The sequence below is a fragment of the Sphingomonas sp. OTU376 genome (assembly GCF_038440415.1).
Lineage (GTDB): Bacteria > Pseudomonadota > Alphaproteobacteria > Sphingomonadales > Sphingomonadaceae > Sphingomonas > Sphingomonas kyeonggiensis_A.
In genome coordinates, this window is sequence record NZ_JASATQ010000026.1 from 42,554 (window position 1) to 63,701 (window position 21,148).

The following is a 21,148-nucleotide window of genomic DNA, read 5'->3' on the forward strand; positions in this document are numbered from 1 at the left end:
GAAGGTCGAGCCGAGCGCGCGGGGCAGCGCAATGTGGCGGGACGCAGGCGAAGTGGAAGTCGGCGAAGCCCGGGAGATGATTCCCGATCTGACGGTGATGTCGGGCGCGGTCATGCCCGATTCGCCGCTTCGGGCCGAGCGCGACCGGCCCTTCCTGATCAAATATGGCAAATATCTGCGCGGCACCTTCGACCGGTTCATCGCGCGCTTCTCGCTGGTCTCGAACGATCCGGTGCTCGACGTGCGCGACTTCGCCTGGACCCAGGCGCTGCGCGCGAACTGGCAGGCGATCCGCGCCGAGGCGATCGCCGCCGCGCTCGATCCGCACCAGGCGCCGAGTTTGGCGCACATCTCCCCCGATCACCGCGCGATCGCGCCGGCGAACAAGTGGCGCAGCTTCTTTCTCTACGGATATGGATATTTCGTGGAGGAGAATCTGAATCGCTGCCCAGAAACCACCCGGCTGGTCGAATCGATCCCGGGGCTGAACAGCGCTTTCTTCTCGATCCTCGCGCCAGGCACCCATATTCCGGCGCATCGCGGCGTCACCAAGGGGCTGATCACCTGCCATCTCGGGCTGGTCGTGCCGCGCGATGGCGATGCGCGGATGCGGATCGACGACCGCGTCGTCCGCTGGTCCGAGGGCGAGACCCTGGTGTTCGACGATACCTATGACCATGAGGTCTGGAACGACACGAGCGGCACCCGCGTCGTGCTGCTCATCCAGTTCCGCCGGCCGCTGCGCCAGCCCGGCCGCTGGTTCGTCGACAGGTTCCTCGCCTGGATCCGCCATTCGGCCTTCGTCCAGGATGCGCGGGCCAACCTGATCCGCTGGAACCGGGTGGTCAATTCGACCAATTGATCCAGCGCAAATGCGTGCCCACATGCGCCTCCGAAAAGGAGTTGCCGAAATGGCTACTGACCAAACCAAGGCCTGGGCTGAATTTCGCCGGATGATCGTGTGGATCGCACTTGCCGGCGTGCTGATGGTCGCGGGTGCGCTCTGGTATCTCTCGCTCTACGACGCGCTCTATCCTTCCGCGATCGCGGCGACGGTGGGCGGCGTGTTCATCTCGACGCTGCTCGGCTGCGGCCTGTTCGCCGCCGCCTTCTTCAGCGACAAGAGCGGCCACGACCAGAGCGTGAGCGACGCGACCACGCATGAGGACGAGCAGGCCTGAGGTCCGGCCCGCCACCCCCGGGATCGGCCTCCATCATAGTTCGTCATGCTGAACTTGTTTCAGCATCCAACTCACCACCAGCGATATCGCCCGTGGAGGCTTGGACGCTGAAACAAGTTCAGGGTGACGAAGGGGCTCTTCGGAAAAGCACCTCGCCAAAACCGAACCTGCGCACGACGCCTACCCCACCGGAAACCTTTCGTTTCCCGCGTCCCGCTTGATCCGCGCCGCCCAAGCGCCCAAATGGCGATCATGCTGATCGAAACCGAAGCCACGCCCAATCCGGCGACGCTCAAGTTCCTTCCGGGTCGCACCGTGATGGAAGCGGGCACGCGCGACTTTGCGAGCCCGGAAGAGGCCGAAGCCTCGCCTCTCGCCGTGGCGCTGTTTACTCTGGGCGACGTGACCGGCGTGTTCTTCGGCCGCGACTTCATCTCGGTAACGATCGCGCCGAGCAGCGACTGGCGTGACGTGAAGCCCGATGTCCTCGGCATCCTGCTCGATCACTTCGCCGCCAACATGCCGCTGTTCCATGCCGCGTCGGCCGGCTTCAGCGTGCCGCCGGAAAGCGCCGATTTCGGCGACAATCCCGAGGACGCGGAGATCGTCGCGCAGATCAAGGAACTGATCGAGACGCGCGTGCGCCCGGCCGTCGCCAATGACGGCGGCGACATCGTCTATCGCGGCTTCGACGCCGGCAAGGTCTATCTCCAGATGCAGGGCGCCTGTTCGGGCTGCCCCAGCTCGACCGCCACGCTCAAGAACGGCATCGAGCAGCTGCTCAAATACTACGTTCCCGAAGTTACCGAAGTCCGGGCCGTCTGAGCCCCAATCTTCTCCGAAAGGACTGTTTTCATGGCCACTCCGCTCGACGATGCGGCGCTGGATACGCTCTTCCGTACCGCGCGCTCCTATAACGGCTATACCGACGCCCCGGTAACCGAGGCCGATATCCGCGCCATCTACGAGCTCACCAAGATGGGCCCGACCTCGGCCAACAACCAGGCCGCGCGCTTCGTCTGGGTGACCACTCCGGAAGCCAAGGAAAAGCTCGCTCAGCTCGCCAGCGCCGCCAATGCGGACAAGATCCGCAAGGCGCCCGCCACGGTGATCATCGGCATGGACCTCGCGTTCAACGAGCATCTCCCCTGGCTCTTCCCGCACGCGCCGACCGCCAAGGACTGGTTCCCGACCGAGGAAGCCCGCTACACCACGGCGTTCCGCAACTCGTCGCTGCAGGGCGCGTATCTGCTCCTCGCCGCTCGCGCGCTCGGCTTCGACACCGGCCCGATGTCGGGTTTCGACAACTCCAAGGTTGACGAAGCGTTCTTTGCAGACCAGCCCAATGTGAAGTCCAACTTCATCTCGACGCTGGGACATGGCGACCCCTCCACCATCTTCGATCGCCTCCCCCGCCCGGAATTCGAGAAGTTCAATCAGCTCCTCTGACCTGACTCTCGTCATCGAGACCGCGACTGCCGCCTGTTCGGTAGCGCTTCTCGACGGGACGACCCTGGTAGCCGCGGCCCATGAGGTGGTGGGCCGTGGCCATGCCGAGCGCCTGGTGCCGATGATCGCATCGCTGCCGGGCGAAGGCCGTGCCGCACGCATTTTGGTCGATGTCGGCCCGGGCAGCTTCACCGGCGTGCGCGTCGGGCTGGCCGCCGCGCTTGGCCTGTCGATCGGCTGGGGCGTCGAGGTGCAGGGCTATTCGTCGCTCGCGCTGCTCGCCGCGTCCGGCTTTGCCGTCAATGCGGGTATGCCACAGCTTGCCGTGATCCTCGAAGGGGGGCACGGTGAGGTGTTCATGCAGGCGTTCCACTCCCAGCCATTTGGGGAAGACGGGCCGTTCCGCTCGCTCGTTCCCGCCGCCGCCCGCGAAGCGCTGGGCGCGCTGCCTGCGTTCGGCAGCGGCGTGCGCCACCTTGCCGCGCTCGGCGAAGGGCTGGAGCTGCACGAGACGCTGCCCAATGCCGCTGATGCCCGGCTGCTCCCCGCCGCCTTTGCCGCCTTGCCCGCGCGACCGATCTATGGCCGCGCGCCCGATGCCAAGACGCTCGCCGAGCGGGGCCTGGCATGAGCGGAACGGTGCACCTCGTCGAGCTGCGCGAAGGCGGCTCGCAGGATCTCTACAGCGTCAACAACATCATGCAGGAGGCCTTTGACCCGCGCTTCGGCGAGGCCTGGACCAGCGCGCAGTGCCTGGGCATGCTCTCGTTGCCCGGCGTCTGGCTGGTGGTGGCCAGTGTCGATGGCGAGGATGTCGGCTTCGCCCTGTCCCGCGCGACGGTCGATGAAGTCGAGCTGCTGCTGCTCGCCACCCGCCCGATCGCGCGGCGGCGCGGCGTGGGTGGCGCGCTGCTGCGTGCCGTGATTGAAGAAGCGCGCGGCCGCAACACTGTACGCGTGCATCTTGAGGTTCGCTCAGGAAACGATGCCGTTCAGCTCTACCGTCGCGAAGGCTTCGAAAAGGTCGGCGAACGTCGCGATTATTATCGTGGGCGTGCCGGGCAATTGTTTGACGCACATACTTATGCTCGGGATATTGCCGATCTGACCTGAAACTTACGGAAACATGCAAGTTTGGTCTTGCGTTTGATCCGAAATGGTCCGATAGGGCGATCTCAGACGACAACGAATAGTCGTCTTACCCGGGTCGAAAGGAAAAAAATGGAAACGCAAGCTGAGATTGATGAAACGCTGGTCACGCTGACCGCGGATATTGTTGCAGCTCATGTCAGCAACAACAGCGTGTCGGTCTCCGACCTTCCGACTCTGATCTCGAACGTGCATGGTGCCCTTGCAGGTCTTGGCCGCGCCACCGTCGAGCCGGAAGTCAAGCAGGAGCCGGCCGTTTCCATTCGCGCCTCGGTGAAGCCCGACTATATCGTGTGCCTCGAGGACGGCAAGAAGCTCAAGATGTTGAAGCGTCACCTGATGACGCACTATCAGATGACCCCCGAGCAGTACCGCGCCAAGTGGAACCTGCCGGCCGACTATCCGATGGTCGCCCCGAATTATGCCGAACAGCGCCGCAGCCTGGCGAAGAAGATCGGCCTCGGCACCAAGCGCCGCAAGCGCTGAGCCGCAACAATCTGAAACAGGCAAAGGCCGGTCCGGATCGCTCCGGGCCGGCCTTTTCGTTTCGCGATCGCGCCTTTTCGCGGCCACAGTCTTCCAACTTCCGCCCGTGCACGCTACATCGCGAACATGGGCCGTAAGATCGATCTCGAAGCGCTTTGCCACGAAAAGGGGCTGCGCATTACCGAACAGCGCAAGGTGATTGCGCGCGTCCTCTCCGATGCGGAGGATCATCCGGACGTCGAGAAAGTCTATGAGCGCGCCTCGGCAATCGACCCGGGCATCTCGATCGCCACGGTCTATCGCACCGTGCGCCTGTTCGAAGAAGCCGGCATCCTCGATCGCCATGATTTCGGCGACGGCCGCGCCCGCTACGAGCCCGCGCCCGAAGCGCATCACGATCACCTGATCAACGTCGAGACCGGCGAAGTGATCGAGTTCGTCGATCCGGAGCTCGAGCTGCTGCAGAAGCAGATCGCCGAGCGACTGGGCTTCCGCCTGGTCGATCACCGGATGGAACTCTACGGCGTCGCCCTCGACCGCAAGAACTGAGGTGGCGCCCGCGGGCGAGACCAGGGAACAGCGCGCCGCCCGTCGCCGTGAAGAGGCGATGGAGGGACTCACCACGCCAATCAGCCTCGCCGGCAAGTGCCGCATGGGCCTGCGCATCGCCGGGCTGGTGCTGGCGCTGCTGGTCTTCGTGCCGCTCCATTATCTGTTCCGCCTCTTCCGCCTGCCCTCCCCCTGGCCGCGCCATTTCCTCGGCACCGCCGCGCGGATCTGCGGCGCGCGGGTCAACCGCGTCGGCACGCACCTGAAGCGCGACGTCTTCTACATCTCGAACCATTTGAGCTGGATCGACATCCTCGCGCTGGGCGGCGCCAGCGGCACCGCCTTCATCGCCAAGGCCGAGATCGAGACCGCTCCGGTGGTCGGCTGGCTCGCCGGGCTCAACCGCACCGTCTATGTGAAGCGCGAGAACCGCCTCGGCGTCGCCGAGCAGATCAACGAGCTGCGCGACGCGCTGGCCGAGACCTGGGCGATCACCGTCTTTCCCGAAGGCACGACGACCGACGGCAAGTCGTTGCTCCCGTTCAAGACGCCGATGCTGCGCGTGCTCGAACCGCCGCCGCCCGGCGTGATGGTCCAGCCGGTGATGCTGCACTATGGCGCGGCGGCCGACGACATCTGCTGGATCGGCCAGGAAACCGGCCTCAACAACGCCAGGCGCATCCTCAGCCGCAAGGGCAGCTTCCGCCTCGACGTCCATTTCCTCGAGCCCTTCCACCCGCGCGACTTCCCCGGCCGCAAGGTGATCGCCGCCGAAAGCCGCCGCCGGATCGAGGAAGCGCTGGTCAAGGTTCTGGGCGAGCCGCTTCGCACCTTCCGCTTCGCCGAGGACCCGATCGGCTACAAGCCGAAGCCGGGGGCGACGTCCTGAAACTCCCCTCCCTGGAAGGGAGGGGTCGGGGGTGGGTGGCGGCCTGGCGATACTGAAGCCATGCGCGCACCCCAGCCGCATCGCGATCATCGACCCACCCCAACCCCTCCCTTCCAGGGAGGGGCTTAATGTTGTCGATTTTCGCAGCTATATGCCCGCCCGATGAACGCTCCCAAGAATCCCAAGACCTTCCACATCAAGTCGTTCGGCTGCCAGATGAACGTCTATGACGGCGAGCGCATGGCCGAGTTGATGGCCGCGCAGGGCATGACTTCGACTGCCGACGCCGACAGTGCCGACCTGATCGTGCTCAACACCTGCCATATCCGCGAAAAGGCGACCGAGAAGGTGTTCTCGGACATCGGCCGCCTGCGCAAGCAGGCCGCCGCCGCCGATCGCGCCGCGCCGATGATCGCGGTCGCCGGCTGCGTCGCGCAGGCCGAGGGCGAGGAGATCGTCCGCCGCGCCAAGGTCGATGTCGTGGTCGGCCCGCAGGCCTATCACAACCTGCCCGAACTGGTCGCCAAGGCCGCCGCCGGCACTTCCGCGCTCGACACGGACATGCCCGCCAACAGCAAGTTCGGCGCGCTGCCCAGGCGCCGCAAGGTCGGCCCCACCGCCTTCCTCACCGTGCAGGAAGGCTGCGACAAGTTCTGCACCTATTGCGTGGTGCCCTATACCCGCGGCGCCGAGATCAGCCGCCCCTTCGCCGAGCTGGTCGACGAGGCCAGGGCGCTGGTCGATGCCGGCGCGCGCGAGATCACCCTGCTCGGCCAGAACGTCAACGCCTGGGACGATGACGCGGGCACCGGCCTCCACGGCCTGATCCACGCGCTCGACCGGATCGAGGGGCTTGAGCGCATCCGCTACACCACCAGCCATCCCAACGACATGCGCGAGGGCCTGATCCGCGCCCATGCCGAGGTCGGCAAGCTGATGCCGTTCCTCCATTTGCCCGTGCAAGCCGGCAGCGATCGCATCCTCAAGGCGATGAACCGCAGCCACAGCCGCGATTCCTACCTGAAGATCCTCGACCGCGTCCGCGCGGCCCGCCCGGACATCGCGCTGTCGGGCGATTTCATCGTCGGCTTCCCCGGCGAGAGCGATGCCGAATTCGAGGAGACTTTGAGCCTGGTCGACGCGGTCGGCTACGCGCAATGCTTCAGCTTCAAGTACAGCCCGCGCCCCGGCACCCCAGCAGCCGAGCTGCGCGACCAGTATATCCCCGCCGAAGTGATGGACGAGCGCCTCCAGCGCCTCCAGGCCGCGCTCAACCGCGATCAGCTCGCCTTCAACCAGGCGACCATCGGCAAGACCTGCGCCGTGCTGATCGAGCGCCAGGGCAAGCTCCCCGGCCAGATGCTCGGCAAGTCGCCCTGGCTCCAGTCGGTGTATCTGAACACCGACGCGAAGATCGGCGACATGGTCGAGGTCGAGATCACCGGCGGCTTCGGCAACTCGCTGACCGGCGTGGAAAAGGTCAAGGCCGCGGCCTGAACCTGCTTGTGCGGAATTTTAGTTCCCCGGCGAAGGCCGGGGAACAGCTTGAGCAACGGGTTCGCTGCGCGCGCCAAGGCCTAGCGGGCCAGATAGCCGCCATCGACCGGATAATAGGTGCCGGTCATGAAGCTCGCCTTGTCGGAGAGCAGGAAGCTGGTCAGCGCCGCGACTTCCTCGGGCGTGCCCAGCCGACCCAGCAGGTGCTTGCCCGCCAGGCCCGCGATCGCCTCGTCGGTCATGTTCGCCGCGATCGCCGGCGTGTGGATGAAGCCCGGGCCGACCGCGTTCACGCGCACGCCCTTGTCGGCATAGTCGATCGCGGCATTCTTGGTGAGGCCGAGCAGCGCATGCTTGGCGGTGACGTAGATGCCCGAGCCGCCCCAGCCGACCGCGCCGAGGATCGAGGCCATGTTGACGATCGAACCGCCACCAGCCGCGACGATCGCGGGGATCTGGTACTTCAGGCAGTAGAACACGCTGTTCAGGTCGACATCGATCACCCGGTGCCAATCCTCCAGCGAGATGTCCGCGATCGGCGCGGCGGGCCCACCGATGCCGGCATTGTTCACCGCCAGGTGCAGCGCACCGAACTCGGCCACCGCGAAGTCGACCATGGCACGCACCGCCTCGGGATCGGCGACGTCGAGCTGGAACGACCGCGCGTTCCCGCCAAGGCTATCCGCAAAGCTCTTCGCATGCGCCCCGTCGAAATCGGCGACCACCACCTTCGCCCCGCGCTCCGCAAGGTCCTTTGCCACCGCCGCGCCGATGCCCGACGCCGCGCCCGTCACAATGGCGACCTTGCCTTCAAAATCCTGCATTATCTTCGTCCTTGCTAGTCGATCCCCAGGGTCTTCGGGGAACGCACCGAGCGGCGGCAAAGTCGCCATTACGGCTGCGAAACACAGTGTTTCCGATTGCGAGGGACCGAAGCGCGAGGCGCGGAGGGCCGCCTTTCCGAATCGTCGCCGTATCGCATCGCTCCGACGCGTTAACGATCCCCGGCAAGCACCTGGTAAGTTTCGGAAACCTAGCTCCTTATGTCCCAACGCCCGCCATTCGGCCGGACGCAAAAGACAAGAAGGGGGTCGCGCCAGAATGCGCTTCTATCTCGCCACGCGGTTCCTGTTCCCGCGCCACTTCCACCTGCGCATCTTCACCATCTGCTTCGTGGCAGTGCACCTGCCGCTGATCACCTTCATCGCCAGCCAGGCGGTGATCGGCGAATGGGAATGGCAGATCTTCGTGCCGCTGCTGCTCGCCACGCTCGCGGGCACCCTCGCGGCCATCTATGCGCTCGGCGCCCTGCTCGCCCCGATCCGCCAGGCCTCGGCGATGCTGCGCGAAGTACAGGACGGGAAACCCGTGGTCGACGTCCCCGCCGGCGGCCGCGATCTCGCCGGCGAGCTGCTCGACAGCGTCGGCCTTGCCGCGATCGCCACCAATACGCGGATCAGCCAGCTGCGCGATGCCGCCGAGCGCGACCTGCTCACCGGCCTGCGCAACCGGCGCGGCTTCCTCGACGCAGCAGCGCATCTGCGCGCCGGCACCCGCGCCACGCTCGCGCTGGTCGACATCGATTTCTTCAAGCGGATCAACGACATCTTCGGCCATGACGAAGGCGATCTGGTGCTGCGCGAATTCGCCAGTCGCCTCACCGAGACGATGCGCCGCTCCGATCTGGTCGCGCGCTGGGGCGGAGAGGAATTCGCCATCCTGATCCCCGGCATGGGCCCGCGCGACGCCCGCGCGCTGATCGAACGGCTACGCACCGCGCTCCATGCCGATCCGATCGGTCCCAATCCGGAAGAACCGGTCACCTTCTCCTGCGGCCTCGCCTTCCTGCGCGGGCCCGAGCAGATCGCGGTGGCGATGCAGCGCGCCGACAAGGCGCTCTACGCCGCCAAGCGCGCCGGCCGCGATCGGATCGAGCTCGACGAGGCGCGGATGCTCGACGCCTGAGGACCCGCTCAGGCGGCCTGCTTGGCCGATGTCGTCACCGGCTCGGCCCAGCAGCCGTCGAACGCGCCGAACACCGGCTCCGAACCCTTCTGCCCGGTCTCCAGCCACTTCACCTTGGCACGGGTATAGTCGACCATCGCATTGAGCTGCGCTGCCTTCTCCTCCAGCCGGGCAAGCTGCATCCGCATCAGCTCCAGGCTGCGCTCGGGCGTCATCCCGCCGGCATAATATTCGGCCGACAGCGTCGCGATCTCGCGCAGCGAGAAGCCTAGGCTCTGCGCCATCCGCACCATCCGCGCCGCTTCCAGATGCTCCTCGGTGAAGATCTGGTACGGGTTGGAGCCGCCCTTCACGCCCGTTTCGGGCGCAAGCAGCCCCTTGCGGATGTAGAAGCGCACCGTGTCGGTGCTCATGCCCGCCCGCCGGGCGAATTCAGAGATCAGCATGCGATTCATCCCTTGACCATGGACTATGGTCCACACTTATATGGCCAGGCTCCACCTCGCAACCGGAGCCCAGAATGCAGAAAACCGCCCTCGTCACCGGCGCCTCGGCCGGAATCGGCGAAGCCACCGTCCAGCGCCTGATCCAGGATGGCTACAAGGTCTTCGCCGCTGCCCGCCGCCTCGATCGGATGGCCCCGCTCAAGCGCCTCGGCGCCGAGCTGATCGACCTCGACCTGACCGACGACGCCTCGATCGTCGCGGCGATCGAGACGATCCGCGCCGCCGCCGGCCGGCTCGACCTGCTCGTCAACAATGCCGGCTATGGCAGCTATGGCGCGATCGAGGATGTGCCGATGGAGGAGGCCCGCCGCCAGATGGAGGTCAATGTGTTCGGCCTCGCCCGGCTCTGCCAGCTCGCCACCCCGCTGATGCGCGCGCAGAAATCGGGGACGATCGTCAACGTCACCTCGATCGGCGGCAAGTTCGGCGAGCCGTTCGGCGGCTGGTACCATGCCACCAAGTTCGCGGTGGAGGGCTTCAGCGATTGCCTGCGCCTTGAGCTGCGCCCCTTCGGCATCCGCGTCGTGGTGATCGAGCCCGGCGCGATCCGCACCGAATGGAGCGGTATTGCCCATCAGAGCCTGGTCGAGCGCTCGGGCAAGAGCGCCTATGCGCCCTGGGCGCTCCGTCACGCCGCGATGCTCGGCAATGCCAATGCGATGCGCTTCGCCTCGCCGCCTGAGGTGGTGGCGAGGACGATCGCACGCGCCGCCGCCGCACGCCGTCCGCGCATCCGCTACGGCACCGGCGGCGGCGCGCCGGTCTTCCTGTTCCTGGCGCATTGGCTGCCCGATCGCTGGCTCGATGCGATGATGTGGCAGGCGAGTCAGTCGGGCAGGATCGACTAATCCCCGGGCGGAAAGCGAACGCCGCTCCCGATCACGATGCTGCCGTCGAAATCGGGCGCGGCGCGCTGCCGCTCCTTCTCGGCGCGGACCCGCGCAATGCTGTCGGTGCGGCGCTCCGCCCGGAGCGTCTGCTCCGCGACATGTTCGCCAAGCGGCATGTCCGCGCTCTTCGTCCAGCCGTTGACGCGTTCGATATCGTGCGCAAGCGCGCTCTCGACGGCCTCGGCCCCACTTTCGTCGAGCCGCTCGATCACCGCGAGCGCATGCACCGCCTTGCGCCGCACCTTGCGATTCTCGCCGGCCTTGCGTGCCGGGATGGCCTTGCGCGCCGCCTTGTCGTTGGCGCCATAGGCGTTGCGGCGATCCTTCGCATAGGACAGCGCCTTTTTCTGCTGCGGCGACTTCTGCTCAGGCGGGCGACCTCTGGTCATGTGGCCTCTATCGCACAGTCCCCGGCTTCCTTGAAGTCAGGCCAAAATTGGCGCTGTCCAAGTTGGAAAACCTCTGTCACTCTCCCCATATCGCATGCGACAGGGAACCGCCCGCATCGTCTTCGCTTTGACACGCAGCGCCGCTACGTGCGCCGTGCAACTGGCGACCTCGCATACGCGTGGGACACTCAAGAGATTCAACATTTTTCAGCGCGAAGGAGCCGCATGAGCCGCAAGCCTGTCCCCGCCCAGTCCGGTGAACGCTCCCGCGCCGAGGTGAATTTCGACAAGCCCCAGCTCCTGCCCCAGCTTTTCGGCGAGTTCGATAGCAATATCCTCGCGCTTGAGGAGCGGCTGGGCGTCTATATCCATGCCCGCGGCCAGCGCGTGCAGATCGAGGGGACGACCGAAGCCGTCGCCCATGCCCGCGAGGTGCTGCAGGAACTCCATGCCCGGGTCATCCGCGGCGAAGTGATCGACACCGGCCTGATCGACGCCGTGATCGCGATGTCGAGCGAGCCGATGTTCACCGGCATCGTCAAGGCGGACAACGGCAACGCCCCCGCCTCGATCATGATCCGCACCCGAAAGAAGACCATCGTACCCCGCTCGGTCGCCCAGACGCACTACATGCGCGAGCTGGTGTCGAACGACATGATCTTCGCGCTCGGGCCGGCGGGCACCGGCAAGACCTATCTCGCCGTCGCCCAGGCGGTGGCGCAGCTCATCACCGGCAGCGTCCAGCGGCTGGTGCTGTCGCGCCCCGCGGTCGAGGCCGGCGAGCGGCTCGGCTTCCTGCCCGGCGACATGAAGGAGAAGGTCGATCCCTATCTCCGCCCGATCTACGACGCGCTCTATGACTGCCTGCCCGCCGAGCAGGTCGAGCGGCGCATCGCCAGCGGCGAGATCGAGATCGCGCCGATCGCCTTCATGCGTGGCCGCACCCTGGCCGATGCCTTCGTCATCCTCGACGAGGCGCAGAACACCACGCCGGCGCAGATGAAGATGTTCCTCACCCGTTTCGGCCAGAACAGCCGGATGGTGATCTGCGGCGATCCCAACCAGGTCGACCTCCCCGGAGGCCCGCCCGCCTCGGGCCTCAACGATGCGGTCCGCCGTCTCGAGGGCGTCGAGGGCATCGCCTTTTCGCGCTTCACGGCAGCCGATGTCGTCCGTCACCCGATTGTGGGCCGGATCGTCGATGCCTATGAGGGCCCGAATGCTTAAGGGGCAAAAAGCTGCCCTCCCTGAAAGGGAGGGGCTGGGGGTGGGTCGATGCGTGCGCTACGGCAGCCGCATGACTATCCATCTTCAGTATGGCCAGGACGCCACCCACCCCAATCCCTCCCTTGAAAGGGGGGGGCTTTAAGTGCTGGACGTTGCCGCCCTCGTTGAAGCCCCCTGGCCCGCTGCCGATTGGGAATCCCTCGCCAACCGCGCGGCGGAGACCGCGATCCGCCAGACGCCGTTCCTCGAATGGCTGGATCACCCCGCGACGATCGAAGTCGCGGTGCGCTTCACCTCCGACGAGGAGGTCCATGTCCTCAACCGGCAATATCGGGACAAGGACAAGCCGACCAACGTGCTGTCCTTCCCGATGATCCAGCCGGATCTGATGGAAGCGGTGACCGAGAATACCGACGACGGCGAGGTGTTGCTGGGCGACATCGTCCTGGCCCACGGCGTCTGCGCGGCCGAGGCGGCGGAGCGCAAGGTCTCGGTCGAAGATCACGCCACGCACCTGATTGTCCACGGCCTGCTGCATTTGCTAGGCTATGACCATATGGACGACGCGGAAGCCGAGGCCATGGAGGAGATGGAGCGCGCCGCGCTCCGCGACCTCGGTTTGCACGACCCCTATCTGATACGCGAGGATTGAACACCGAACATGCCCGAGGGCCAAAGTAGCAGCGCTGGCGGCGACAACCACGAAGGTGGCGGGATATGGCGCGGAATCCGCACCCTCCTGTTCGGTGACGATCAAGAAGAGACGCTGCGGGATCGGCTGGAAGATGCGATCGACGAGCATGAGGAAGATGGCGGCAGGAGCCCGGTAGGCGACCTCGCCCCGATCGAGCGGCAGATGCTGCGCAACCTGCTCCATTTCGGCGAGCGCGATGCCGGCGATGTCGGCGTGCCCCGTGCGGACATCATCGCGGTCGAGGAGAAGACCAGCTTCGCCGACCTGGTGAAGCTGTTCGAGGAAGCCGGCCACAGCCGCCTGCCGGTGTATCGGGAGGAACTCGATACCATCATCGGCATGGTCCACATCAAGGACGTGTTCAACATCCTGGCCAGTGGCGCGCCGCACCCGGAGAACCTGTCCACCCTGATCCGCCAGCCGCTCTATGTGCCCCAGTCGATGGGCGCGCTCGACCTGCTCGCCCAGATGCGCGGCCGGCGGACGCACCTAGCCATCGTGCTCGACGAATATTCGGGCACCGAGGGGCTGATCACGATCGAGGACCTGATCGAGGAGATCGTCGGCGAGATCGAGGACGAGCATGACGAGGCACCGACCGCGCTGCTCGTGCCGATCGAGGGCGGCGGCTGGGAAGCCGATGCCCGCGCCGAGCTGGAGGACGTCGCCGAGACGATCGACCCGCGACTGGGCGAAGTCGACGGCGATGTCGACACGCTGGGCGGCCTCGCCTTCATCCTCGCCGGCCATGTGCCGGCGGCGGGGGAATGTCTGGAGCATGACAGCGGCTGGAAGCTCGAGATCGTCGAGGCCGACCCCAAGCGCGTGACGAAGCTGCGCCTCCATCCGCCCGTCGAGAAGGCGCTGGCGGAGGAATAATCGGCCGCCCACCACCTACCCGTCATCCCGGCGAAAGCCGGGATCTCGGTGAAGGCGCGATGCGGCACGAGATTCCAGCTTCCGACGGTATGACGGTCCTGGTGACAACGGCGTGTCGTAAAAATCACCCACTCGATCACTGACGGCGATCTAATCCATTTCTTCGATTGCATCCGGAGTGGCATCCCATGGGACGCACATTCAGCAAGGAGCTTGGGAGATGGACGCTAAGACTGGATCGATCGACGGCGGTGGCTGTCCGATGCACGGCGCAGGCGGCGTGCGCGCACTGCTCGGCCGCACCAACAAGGATTGGTGGCCCGAGATGCTTGCCACCGAAATCCTCAACCCCAATGGCTCGTCCAACCCGATGGGCGCCGATTTCGACTATGCCGAAGCCTTCAAGCAGCTCGACTATGCCGCGCTCAAGGCCGATCTCACCGCGCTGATGACCGACAGCCAGCCCTGGTGGCCGGCGGATTACGGGCATTATGGCCCCTTCTTCATCCGCATGGCCTGGCACGCCGCCGGCACCTATCGCACCGCCGATGGCCGTGGTGGCGCCAACAGCGGCCAGCAGCGCTTCGCTCCGCTCGATAGCTGGCCCGACAATGGCAATCTCGACAAGGCGCGCCGCCTGCTGTGGCCGATCAAGCAGAAGTACGGCAAGCACATCAGCTGGGCCGACCTGTTCATCCTCACCGGCAATGTCGCGATCGAGAGCATGGGCGGGCCCGTTTTCGGCTTCGGCGCCGGCCGCCCCGATGTCTATGAGCCCGAGCGCGACATCTACTGGGGCTCCGAAGACAAATGGGTGAACGAGGGCGTCCAGACCCGCATCGCCCCCGAGCATGGCTTCCATGAAATCGAAGGCCCGCTCGCCGCGATCCAGATGGGCCTGATCTACGTCAATCCCGAAGGTCCGCAGGGCAACCCGCATGACGATGCCGGCATGGCGCGCGACATGAAGGAAACCTTCGCGCGCATGGCGATGAACGCCGAGGAGACCGTCGCGCTCACCGCCGGCGGCCACACTTTCGGCAAGGCGCATGGCAATGGTGACGCATCGCTGCTCGGCGCTGCGCCGGCAGGCGGCGATCTGGTCGCGCAGGGCTTCGGCTGGGTGAGCGGCCATGAGAGCGGCGGCATCGGCGAGCACACTGTCACCAGCGGCATCGAGGGCGCCTGGACCAATACCCCTCGCGAATGGACCGAGAATTATTTCCGGCTGCTGTTCGACTATGACTATGAGCTGGTGAAGTCCCCTGCGGGCGCCAACCAGTGGCAGCCGATCAACCAGAAAGAGGAGGACATGGCGCCGGCGGCGTGGGATTCGAACATCAAGGTCCCGACGATGATGACCACCGCCGACATGGCCTTGAAACGCGATCCCGAGTTCCGCGCGATCAGCGAGAAGTTCCGCGCCGATCACGAAGCGTTCAAGGACGCCTTCGCCCGCGCCTGGTTCAAGCTGACCCACCGCGACATGGGGCCCAAGGTCCGCTATCTCGGGCCGGAAGTCCCCGCCGAAGACCTGATCTGGCAGGATCCGATCCCGGCCGGCACCGAGCCCTCGGACGCCGATGTCGCGGCGGTGAAGGCGAAGATCGCGGGAAGCGGACTAACGGTCAGCCAGCTGGTCAAGGCGGCCTGGGCCTCGGCCAGCACCTTCCGCAAGTCGGATTTCCGCGGTGGCGCCAACGGCGCGCGCGTGAGGCTGGCTCCGCAGAAGGACTGGGAGGTCAACGAGCCGGCAACGCTCGCCAAGGTCATCGACACACTCAATGGCCTGCGCGGCAACCTGTCGCTGGCCGATGCCATCGTGCTCGGCGGCGTGGTCGGACTTGAGAAGGCGATCAAGGACGCAGGCTTCGGCGTCGCGGTGCCCTTCACCGGCGGTCGCGGCGATGCGACGGCGGCGCAGACCGACGCCGACAGCTTCGCGGTGATGGAGCCCGAGGCGGACGCGTTCCGCAACTATGTCGGCAAGAAGAAGCTGGCGGTGAAGGTCGAGGAGATGATGCTCGATCGCGCCTCGCTGCTCGGCCTCTCGGTGCCCGAGATGACCGTGCTGATCGGCGGCCTGCGCGTGCTCGGCGCCAATCACGGCGAGCGCGGCCATGGCCATTTCACCAAGCGCCCGGGCCAGCTGACCAACGACTTCTTCGTCAACCTCTACGACATGACCAATGTCTGGGCGGCTGCCGGGGAAGGCGACGACGAATATGTCGCCACCGACCGCGCGGCAGGCCATGAGAAGTGGCGGGCGACCCGCGCGGACCTGATCTTCGGCTCGAACTCGGAACTGCGCGCAGTCGGCGAGGTCTATGCCGAGAACGGCAATGAGGAGAAGTTCGTGAAGGACTTCGTCGCCGCCTGGACCAAGGTGATGAACGCGGATCGCTTCGACCTGAAGTAAAGACCCGCGGCGGGCGGGTCGAAAGCCATTGGCTTAGGCCCGCCCGCCCCCTATCCTTCCGCCATGCTCAAGCGGATCCTCATCGTCCTTGCCATCGTCGTGGTGGTGCTCATCGGCCTCGTCATCTGGGCAATCCAGCCGGACAAGGCCAAGCTCTCCGAAAGCGCCGTCACCGGCGTCGTCCCCCAGCTGAGCGAAGCGCGCTACCAGGACGTCCCGACCGTCCGCATCGCCAAGCCGGTGGGCTGGGCGAACGGCGCCAAGCCGACCGCGCCCGAGGGGCTGCAGGTCGCACCCTTCGCCGACAAGCTCGATCACCCGCGCTGGCTCTATCGCCTGCCCAATGGCGACGTGCTTGTCGCCGAGAGCAACTCGCCCCCGCGCGAGGGCGGTGGCATCACCGGCTGGATCATGGGGATCATGCTGAACCGCGCCGGTGCCGGCGTGCCCTCGGCCAACCGCATCACCCTGCTGCGCGACACCAATGGCGACGGCGTGGCCGACCAGCGCTCGGCGCTGATCGAGGGGCTGAACTCGCCGAGCGGCATGGCGCTGATCGGCGACTGGCTCTACGTCGCCAATACCGACGCACTGGTCCGCTTCCCCTACAAAGCCGGCGACACCAGGATCACCGCCAAGCCCGAGAAGATCATCGACCTGGCCGGCGGCGGCAATCACTGGGCGCGCAACATCCTCGCCTCGCCGGACGGCAAGCGCATCTATGTCGCCGTCGGCTCCTCCTCGAACATCGGCGAGAACGGGCTCGACAAGGAAGGCGACATCTATGGCGCCGACTCGCCCTTCCAGGTCGCCAGGCAGCTCGACGCCGCCAGGCGCACCCGCGCCGCGATCCTCGAGGTGGTGCCGGAAACCAAGTCCTCGCGCGTCTATGCCTGGGGCCTGCGCAACCCCAACGGCATGGCGTTCGAGCCGCATACCGGCAATCTGTGGACCGTGGTCAACGAGCGCGACATGCTCGGATCGGACATGCCGCCCGACTATCTGACCCAGGTCGATTTCGGCGCCTTCTATGGCTGGCCGTGGAATTACTGGGGCGGCTATATCGACAAGCGGGTGACGCCCGAGCGGCCGGACCTGCGCGAATACACCAAGCGCCCTGACTTCGCGCTGGGCGCCCATACCGCGCCGCTTGGGCTCGCCTTCGCAGCCGATGCCAAGCTGGGCGGCAAGTTCGCCAATGGTGCGTTCATCGCGCTGCACGGCTCGTGGAACCGCGAGCCGCCCTCGGGCTACAAGCTCGTGTTCGTGCCGTTCGGCGACAATGGCTATCCGCTCAAGAACGCGAAGCCGGTCGACCTGCTCACCGGCTTCCTGGGCAAGGACGGCAAGACCGTGAACGGTCGTCCGGTCGGCCTGATCACCGATGCCGGCGGCGCGCTGCTGGTGGCGGACGATGTCGGCAACATGATCTGGCGGGTGAGCAGCACGGCGGGCGCGCCGATCGCCGGGACGCCTTCGCCCGCTCCGACCAAATAACCGTCATCCCCGCCTCCGCGGGGATGACGATTTTGTAATTACACCGGAATCTGCTGGCTGATGCAGTGGAAGCTGCCGCCGCCGGTGAGGATATGGTCGGCGCGCTGGCCGATGATCGCGCGGCCGGGGAACAGCTCGGCGAGCTTGTCCACCGCTGCCACGTCATTCTCCTGACCGTAGAGCGGCACGACCACCGCGGCATTGCCGATGTAGAAGTTCATGTAGCTCGCCGGGATGATCTCCTCATCCTCGTTGAGCACCCGACCCGGCGAGGGGAAGCGGACGACCTCGACCCCGGCGCGCTCGGCGCGGGCGGCGGCGTCCTGGTAGATGCGCCAGTTGGGGTCGTTCTCGGCCCCCTCGGGGATCAGCAAGCGGTTGGGGCCGATGAAGCGAGCGAGATTGTCGACATGGCCGTCAGTATGGTCGTTGAGCAGGCCATCACCCAGCCACAGCACCTGGGTATAGCCCAGGTCCTTGAGCAGCATCTCCTCGACCTCGGCCTTGCTGAGCTGCGGGTTGCGATTGCGGTTGAGCAGGCACTGCTCGGTAGTGACCACCAGGCCGGTGCCATCGCCGTCGATCGCACCGCCCTCCAGCACCCAGGCATGGTCCTCGACGTTCATCTGGGCGCGCTCGGCGAGGCGGTGGCCGATATCGTCATCGCCTTCGAGGTCGTACTTGCCGCCCCAGCCGTTGAACTGGAAGTCGTGCGCGGTGCCGTCGCCGCCGATGATCGCGGCGGTGTCGCGCAACCAGATGTCGCCGAAGGGCTCGACCACGACCTTGGCCGCGTTCCCCGCCAGGGTACGGGCAGCCTTGGCGGATTCCTCATTGGCGGCGACCAGGATCACCTGCTCGCCCTTGCCCTCGGCATGCACGGCCTTGGCGAAGGCGGCGACTTCGAGGCGCGCGGAGGCGAGATCGTCGAGCCAGAGTTCGGGATGGCTGGGGAAGCCGATCCACACGGCGTGATGGTGCGCCCATTCGGGCTTGGGGGGAGGCGGAATCGTCATTCCGCCCCCATAATCCCGTTCATTGTCCGGCGCGAGACCTGTCGCGAACCGCGCGGAATTCGGCGGTCTTGTACCAGTTCGGCCAGGCGCTGCCCTCGGCGAGCTGGCGGCCGAGGCCGTAATAGATGTTCAGGTCCGAGACCGAACCGCTCCAGTCCCAGGCCGGGTTATATTCGTCCTGGGGCTTGTGATAGCGGTTCTGGGTATAGTCCTTGGCGGCCTTCTCGCCGGCTTCCTTGCCGCCATTGACCAGGTCGTCGCCGCTCTCGCCATAGAGCATCGGCACGCCGAGCTTGGCGAAGCTGAAATGATCCGAGCGGTAGTAACCGCCCGCCTCGGGCCGGGCCTCGGGGACGATCACCCGGCCCTCGGCCGCGACGAAGGGCTTCACCAGATCCTCCAGCTCGGACTTGCCGGCGCCGGCGATCACGAAATCCTTCGTCTTTCCAATGACATTCAAGGAATCCATGTTCACCCCGCCGACGGTCTTGGCGAGCGGATAGACCGGGTTCTCGGCGTAGAACTTGCTGCCGAGCAGACCCGATTCCTCGGCGGTGACGGCGAGGAAGACGAGGCTGCGACTGGCCGGGCCGGCCTTGGCATGCGCTTCGGCAAGGGCGACGAGGCCGCCGATGCCCGAGGCATTGTCGACCGCGCCGTTGCAGATGTCGTCGCCATTCACCGCATCGCAGCGTCCGAGATGGTCCCAATGGGCCGAGTAGAGCACGACCTCGTCGGGCTTCGCGGTGCCCGGCAGCACGCCGACGACGTTCTTCGACGCCTGGCGTTTGATCGTGTTTTCCCAGCCGACAGAAGCCTTTACGCCGAGCGGAACCGCCTTGAAGCCCTTCTGCGCCGCAGCGGCCGAAAGGGCGTCGAAGTCCTTGCCCGCGGCGGCGAACAGCGCCTTGGCCTTGTCGAGCTGCATCCAGCCGATCGCCTGGCTCTGGTCCATATGATCGCCCGGCGTGTCCTGCTCGAGCTGGGGGCCGGTCCAGGAGGACTGGACCACGCCCCAGGGATAGGCGGCAGGATAGGTGTCGTGGACGATGATCGCGGCGGCCGCGCCCTGCCGGGCGGCCTCTTCGAACTTGTAGGTCCAGCGGCCATAGTAGGTCATCGCCTTGCCGTCGAACAACCCCTTGGTTTCCGGGGTTTTATAGTCGGGGTCGTTGACCAGGATGACCACCGTCTTCCCTTTCACGTCCAGACCGGCATAGTCGTTCCAGCCGCGCTCGGGGGCGTTGATGCCATAGCCGACGAAGACGACGTCGCTGTCCTTGATCGCGACCTTGGGCACCACCCGGTAGGTCGCGATGACCATGTCCTTGCGATAGTCGAGCGACACCGCCTGCTTGCCGCCAGTGAAGACCAGCGGCGCCACGTTGTTCGCGGTGATCTCGACCAGCGGCACGTCCTGCGTCCACTGCCCCTTGTTGCCCGGCTTGAGCCCGGCCTTTTCAAAGCGTTGGACGATATAGGCGATCGTCTTGTCCTCGGCCGGGGTGGTCGGCGCGCGGCCTTCATAGGCGTCGGAGGACAGGACCTGCGTCACCTCCTTCATCGTCTCGACCGGGATGGTCTGGGCATTGGCCGCGGTGCCGGAGAGCAACAGGGCGACGGTGAGCAGATGGCGCATGGATACCCCCAAACAGAACTTCGTACGCCGATGTTGGCAAGGGTTGCGCGGGTTCGCAATGCGAGGCAGCCTGATAGCGATAACATAGGAGGGGATGCGATGCGCTTGTGGACGCTCTGTGCGCCGATATTGGCACTCGCCCTGCCCGCAGCCGCGCAGCAGCAGGATTACACCGCCGCCAATGCCGACCGGCAGGCGATGCTCGATCGGCTGGGAATCGCGGAAATCCGTGCGGGCGCGGATGGTTTCAACCCCAGCGCGCCCAATGCGGTGAACTATGACGAGGCGAAAGCGGGCACGCCGCAACTTCCGGATATGATGCGTCTGAACGACGGCCGGCCGGTCAGGAACAGCAAGGACTGGGACCGCCGGCGCCGCGAGATCGTCGAGCTGTTCGACCGCGAGATCTATGGCCGCGTGCCGCTAACCGCCCCGAAAATAACGTGGAATCTGGTGCGCGAGGAAAAGGCAAGCGAAGCCGGGATCCCGGTGACCAAGCGCTGGCTGGAAGGCGTGGCCGACAATCGGGACGCCCCGCAAGCATCCGCGACGATACGCGTACGGTACACGCTGCCCGACCGTCCCGAACGCGTGCCGGTGATGCTGAGCTTCGGCTTCCCCGAAGGCTTCAAATTCCCCGGGCCGCCGCGCCCCGCCGACCCCGGTCCGCCCTATACCGAACAGCTGCTCAAGCGCGGCTGGGGCTATGCCGTGGTGGTGGCGAATTCGATCCAGGCGGACAATGGCGGCGAGCTCAAGACCGGGGTGATCGGCATCTCGCTGCGCGGGGGGCCGCCCCCCCCCCCCGCCGGGGGGGGGGGGGGCCG

General features: G+C 66.1%; 23 protein-coding genes. 18 read left to right on the forward strand and 5 right to left on the reverse strand.

What is annotated here, in order from left to right; genetic code table 11:
* Window positions 1-31 precede the first annotated feature (31 nt).
* From AAHM44_RS12775 to miaB, 10 genes are all read left to right on the forward strand, one after another.
* Entirely contained in the window at window positions 32-862 is an 831-nt protein-coding gene (locus AAHM44_RS12775; protein ID WP_269573924.1) for an aspartyl/asparaginyl beta-hydroxylase domain-containing protein, read from the forward strand.
* A gap of 49 nt (window positions 863-911) precedes the next feature.
* Entirely contained in the window at window positions 912-1,181 is a 270-nt protein-coding gene (locus AAHM44_RS12780) for a hypothetical protein (protein WP_269573923.1), read from the forward strand.
* A 252-nt stretch (window positions 1,182-1,433) separates the two neighbouring features.
* The gene (locus tag AAHM44_RS12785) at window positions 1,434-2,006 is read left to right on the forward strand and encodes a NifU family protein (RefSeq protein WP_342250213.1); all 573 of its coding nucleotides are present in this window, start codon (window positions 1,434-1,436) and stop codon (window positions 2,004-2,006) included.
* Between the two features lie 30 nt (window positions 2,007-2,036).
* Window positions 2,037-2,630, forward strand: coding sequence for a malonic semialdehyde reductase (locus tag AAHM44_RS12790; protein WP_342250214.1), 594 nt, complete (start codon window positions 2,037-2,039; stop codon window positions 2,628-2,630).
* Window positions 2,617-3,261, forward strand: coding sequence for a tRNA (adenosine(37)-N6)-threonylcarbamoyltransferase complex dimerization subunit type 1 TsaB (gene tsaB / locus AAHM44_RS12795; protein WP_342250226.1), 645 nt, complete (start codon window positions 2,617-2,619; stop codon window positions 3,259-3,261). The genes AAHM44_RS12790 and tsaB overlap by 14 nt, the downstream gene beginning before the upstream one ends.
* The gene (locus AAHM44_RS12800) at window positions 3,258-3,743 is read left to right on the forward strand and encodes a GNAT family N-acetyltransferase (protein ID WP_342250215.1); all 486 of its coding nucleotides are present in this window, start codon (window positions 3,258-3,260) and stop codon (window positions 3,741-3,743) included. The genes tsaB and AAHM44_RS12800 overlap by 4 nt, the downstream gene beginning before the upstream one ends.
* A 108-nt stretch (window positions 3,744-3,851) precedes the next feature.
* A complete protein-coding gene (locus tag AAHM44_RS12805; RefSeq protein ID WP_342250216.1) occupies window positions 3,852-4,265 on the forward strand; it encodes a MucR family transcriptional regulator in 414 nt (137 codons plus the stop codon).
* A gap of 126 nt (window positions 4,266-4,391) precedes the next feature.
* Window positions 4,392-4,814, forward strand: a complete 423-nt coding sequence (locus AAHM44_RS12810; RefSeq protein WP_184161227.1) for a Fur family transcriptional regulator — start codon at window positions 4,392-4,394, stop codon at window positions 4,812-4,814.
* Window positions 4,815-4,872: 58 nt separating this feature from the next.
* Window positions 4,873-5,703 (forward strand): lysophospholipid acyltransferase family protein, encoded by an 831-nt coding sequence (locus tag AAHM44_RS12815; protein WP_342250227.1) that lies wholly within the window; start codon window positions 4,873-4,875, stop codon window positions 5,701-5,703.
* Between the two features lie 162 nt (window positions 5,704-5,865).
* Window positions 5,866-7,200, forward strand: a complete 1,335-nt coding sequence (gene miaB, locus AAHM44_RS12820) for a tRNA (N6-isopentenyl adenosine(37)-C2)-methylthiotransferase MiaB (RefSeq protein ID WP_342250217.1) — start codon at window positions 5,866-5,868, stop codon at window positions 7,198-7,200.
* A gap of 80 nt (window positions 7,201-7,280) precedes the next feature.
* On the opposite strand, the gene AAHM44_RS12825 is transcribed toward miaB, so the two are convergent.
* A complete protein-coding gene (locus AAHM44_RS12825) occupies window positions 7,281-8,024 on the reverse strand; it encodes an SDR family NAD(P)-dependent oxidoreductase (protein ID WP_342250218.1) in 744 nt (247 codons plus the stop codon).
* A 277-nt stretch (window positions 8,025-8,301) separates the two neighbouring features.
* Here AAHM44_RS12825 and AAHM44_RS12830 point away from each other — a divergent pair, with 277 nt between their 5' ends.
* Window positions 8,302-9,165, forward strand: coding sequence for a GGDEF domain-containing protein (locus tag AAHM44_RS12830; protein ID WP_342250219.1), 864 nt, complete (start codon window positions 8,302-8,304; stop codon window positions 9,163-9,165).
* An 8-nt stretch (window positions 9,166-9,173) separates the two neighbouring features.
* On the opposite strand, the gene AAHM44_RS12835 is transcribed toward AAHM44_RS12830, so the two are convergent.
* The gene (locus tag AAHM44_RS12835) at window positions 9,174-9,611 is read right to left on the reverse strand and encodes a MerR family transcriptional regulator (RefSeq protein ID WP_269573916.1); all 438 of its coding nucleotides are present in this window, start codon (window positions 9,609-9,611) and stop codon (window positions 9,174-9,176) included.
* Between the two features lie 74 nt (window positions 9,612-9,685).
* On the opposite strand from AAHM44_RS12835, the gene AAHM44_RS12840 reads away from it, so the two are divergent.
* The gene (locus AAHM44_RS12840; RefSeq protein WP_342250220.1) at window positions 9,686-10,519 is read left to right on the forward strand and encodes an oxidoreductase; all 834 of its coding nucleotides are present in this window, start codon (window positions 9,686-9,688) and stop codon (window positions 10,517-10,519) included.
* On the opposite strand, the gene AAHM44_RS12845 is transcribed toward AAHM44_RS12840, so the two are convergent.
* Window positions 10,516-10,950: a hypothetical protein gene (locus AAHM44_RS12845; RefSeq protein WP_342250221.1), complete on the reverse strand. Its 435-nt coding sequence runs from the start codon at window positions 10,948-10,950 to the stop codon at window positions 10,516-10,518. The two genes, AAHM44_RS12840 and AAHM44_RS12845, sit on opposite strands and share 4 nt — an antisense overlap.
* A gap of 225 nt (window positions 10,951-11,175) precedes the next feature.
* Here AAHM44_RS12845 and AAHM44_RS12850 point away from each other — a divergent pair, with 225 nt between their 5' ends.
* From AAHM44_RS12850 to AAHM44_RS12870, 5 genes are all read left to right on the forward strand, one after another.
* Window positions 11,176-12,177 carry a PhoH family protein gene (locus AAHM44_RS12850; RefSeq protein ID WP_184161239.1) on the forward strand — a complete coding sequence of 334 codons (1,002 nt, stop codon included), beginning with the start codon at window positions 11,176-11,178 and terminating at the stop codon, window positions 12,175-12,177.
* A 142-nt stretch (window positions 12,178-12,319) separates the two neighbouring features.
* Complete coding sequence (ybeY, locus tag AAHM44_RS12855) at window positions 12,320-12,829, forward strand: rRNA maturation RNase YbeY (RefSeq protein WP_269573913.1); 510 nt, start codon at window positions 12,320-12,322, stop codon at window positions 12,827-12,829.
* 9 nt (window positions 12,830-12,838) lie between these two features.
* The gene (locus AAHM44_RS12860; protein WP_342250222.1) at window positions 12,839-13,750 is read left to right on the forward strand and encodes a hemolysin family protein; all 912 of its coding nucleotides are present in this window, start codon (window positions 12,839-12,841) and stop codon (window positions 13,748-13,750) included.
* 220 nt (window positions 13,751-13,970) lie between these two features.
* Entirely contained in the window at window positions 13,971-16,169 is a 2,199-nt protein-coding gene (katG, locus tag AAHM44_RS12865; protein ID WP_342250223.1) for a catalase/peroxidase HPI, read from the forward strand.
* Between the two features lie 63 nt (window positions 16,170-16,232).
* Window positions 16,233-17,666: a PQQ-dependent sugar dehydrogenase gene (locus AAHM44_RS12870; protein WP_342250224.1), complete on the forward strand. Its 1,434-nt coding sequence runs from the start codon at window positions 16,233-16,235 to the stop codon at window positions 17,664-17,666.
* Window positions 17,667-17,704: 38 nt separating this feature from the next.
* On the opposite strand, the gene AAHM44_RS12875 is transcribed toward AAHM44_RS12870, so the two are convergent.
* On the reverse strand, window positions 17,705-18,682 hold the full coding sequence (locus AAHM44_RS12875; protein ID WP_269573909.1) for an agmatine deiminase family protein: 978 nt from the start codon (window positions 18,680-18,682) through the stop codon (window positions 17,705-17,707).
* Between the two features lie 19 nt (window positions 18,683-18,701).
* Window positions 18,702-20,321, reverse strand: a complete 1,620-nt coding sequence (locus tag AAHM44_RS12880) for a M28 family metallopeptidase (protein WP_269573908.1) — start codon at window positions 20,319-20,321, stop codon at window positions 18,702-18,704.
* A gap of 99 nt (window positions 20,322-20,420) precedes the next feature.
* Here AAHM44_RS12880 and AAHM44_RS12885 point away from each other — a divergent pair.
* On the forward strand, window positions 20,421-21,148 hold a 728-nt coding region (locus AAHM44_RS12885; RefSeq protein WP_342250225.1), incomplete at its 3' end, for a hypothetical protein.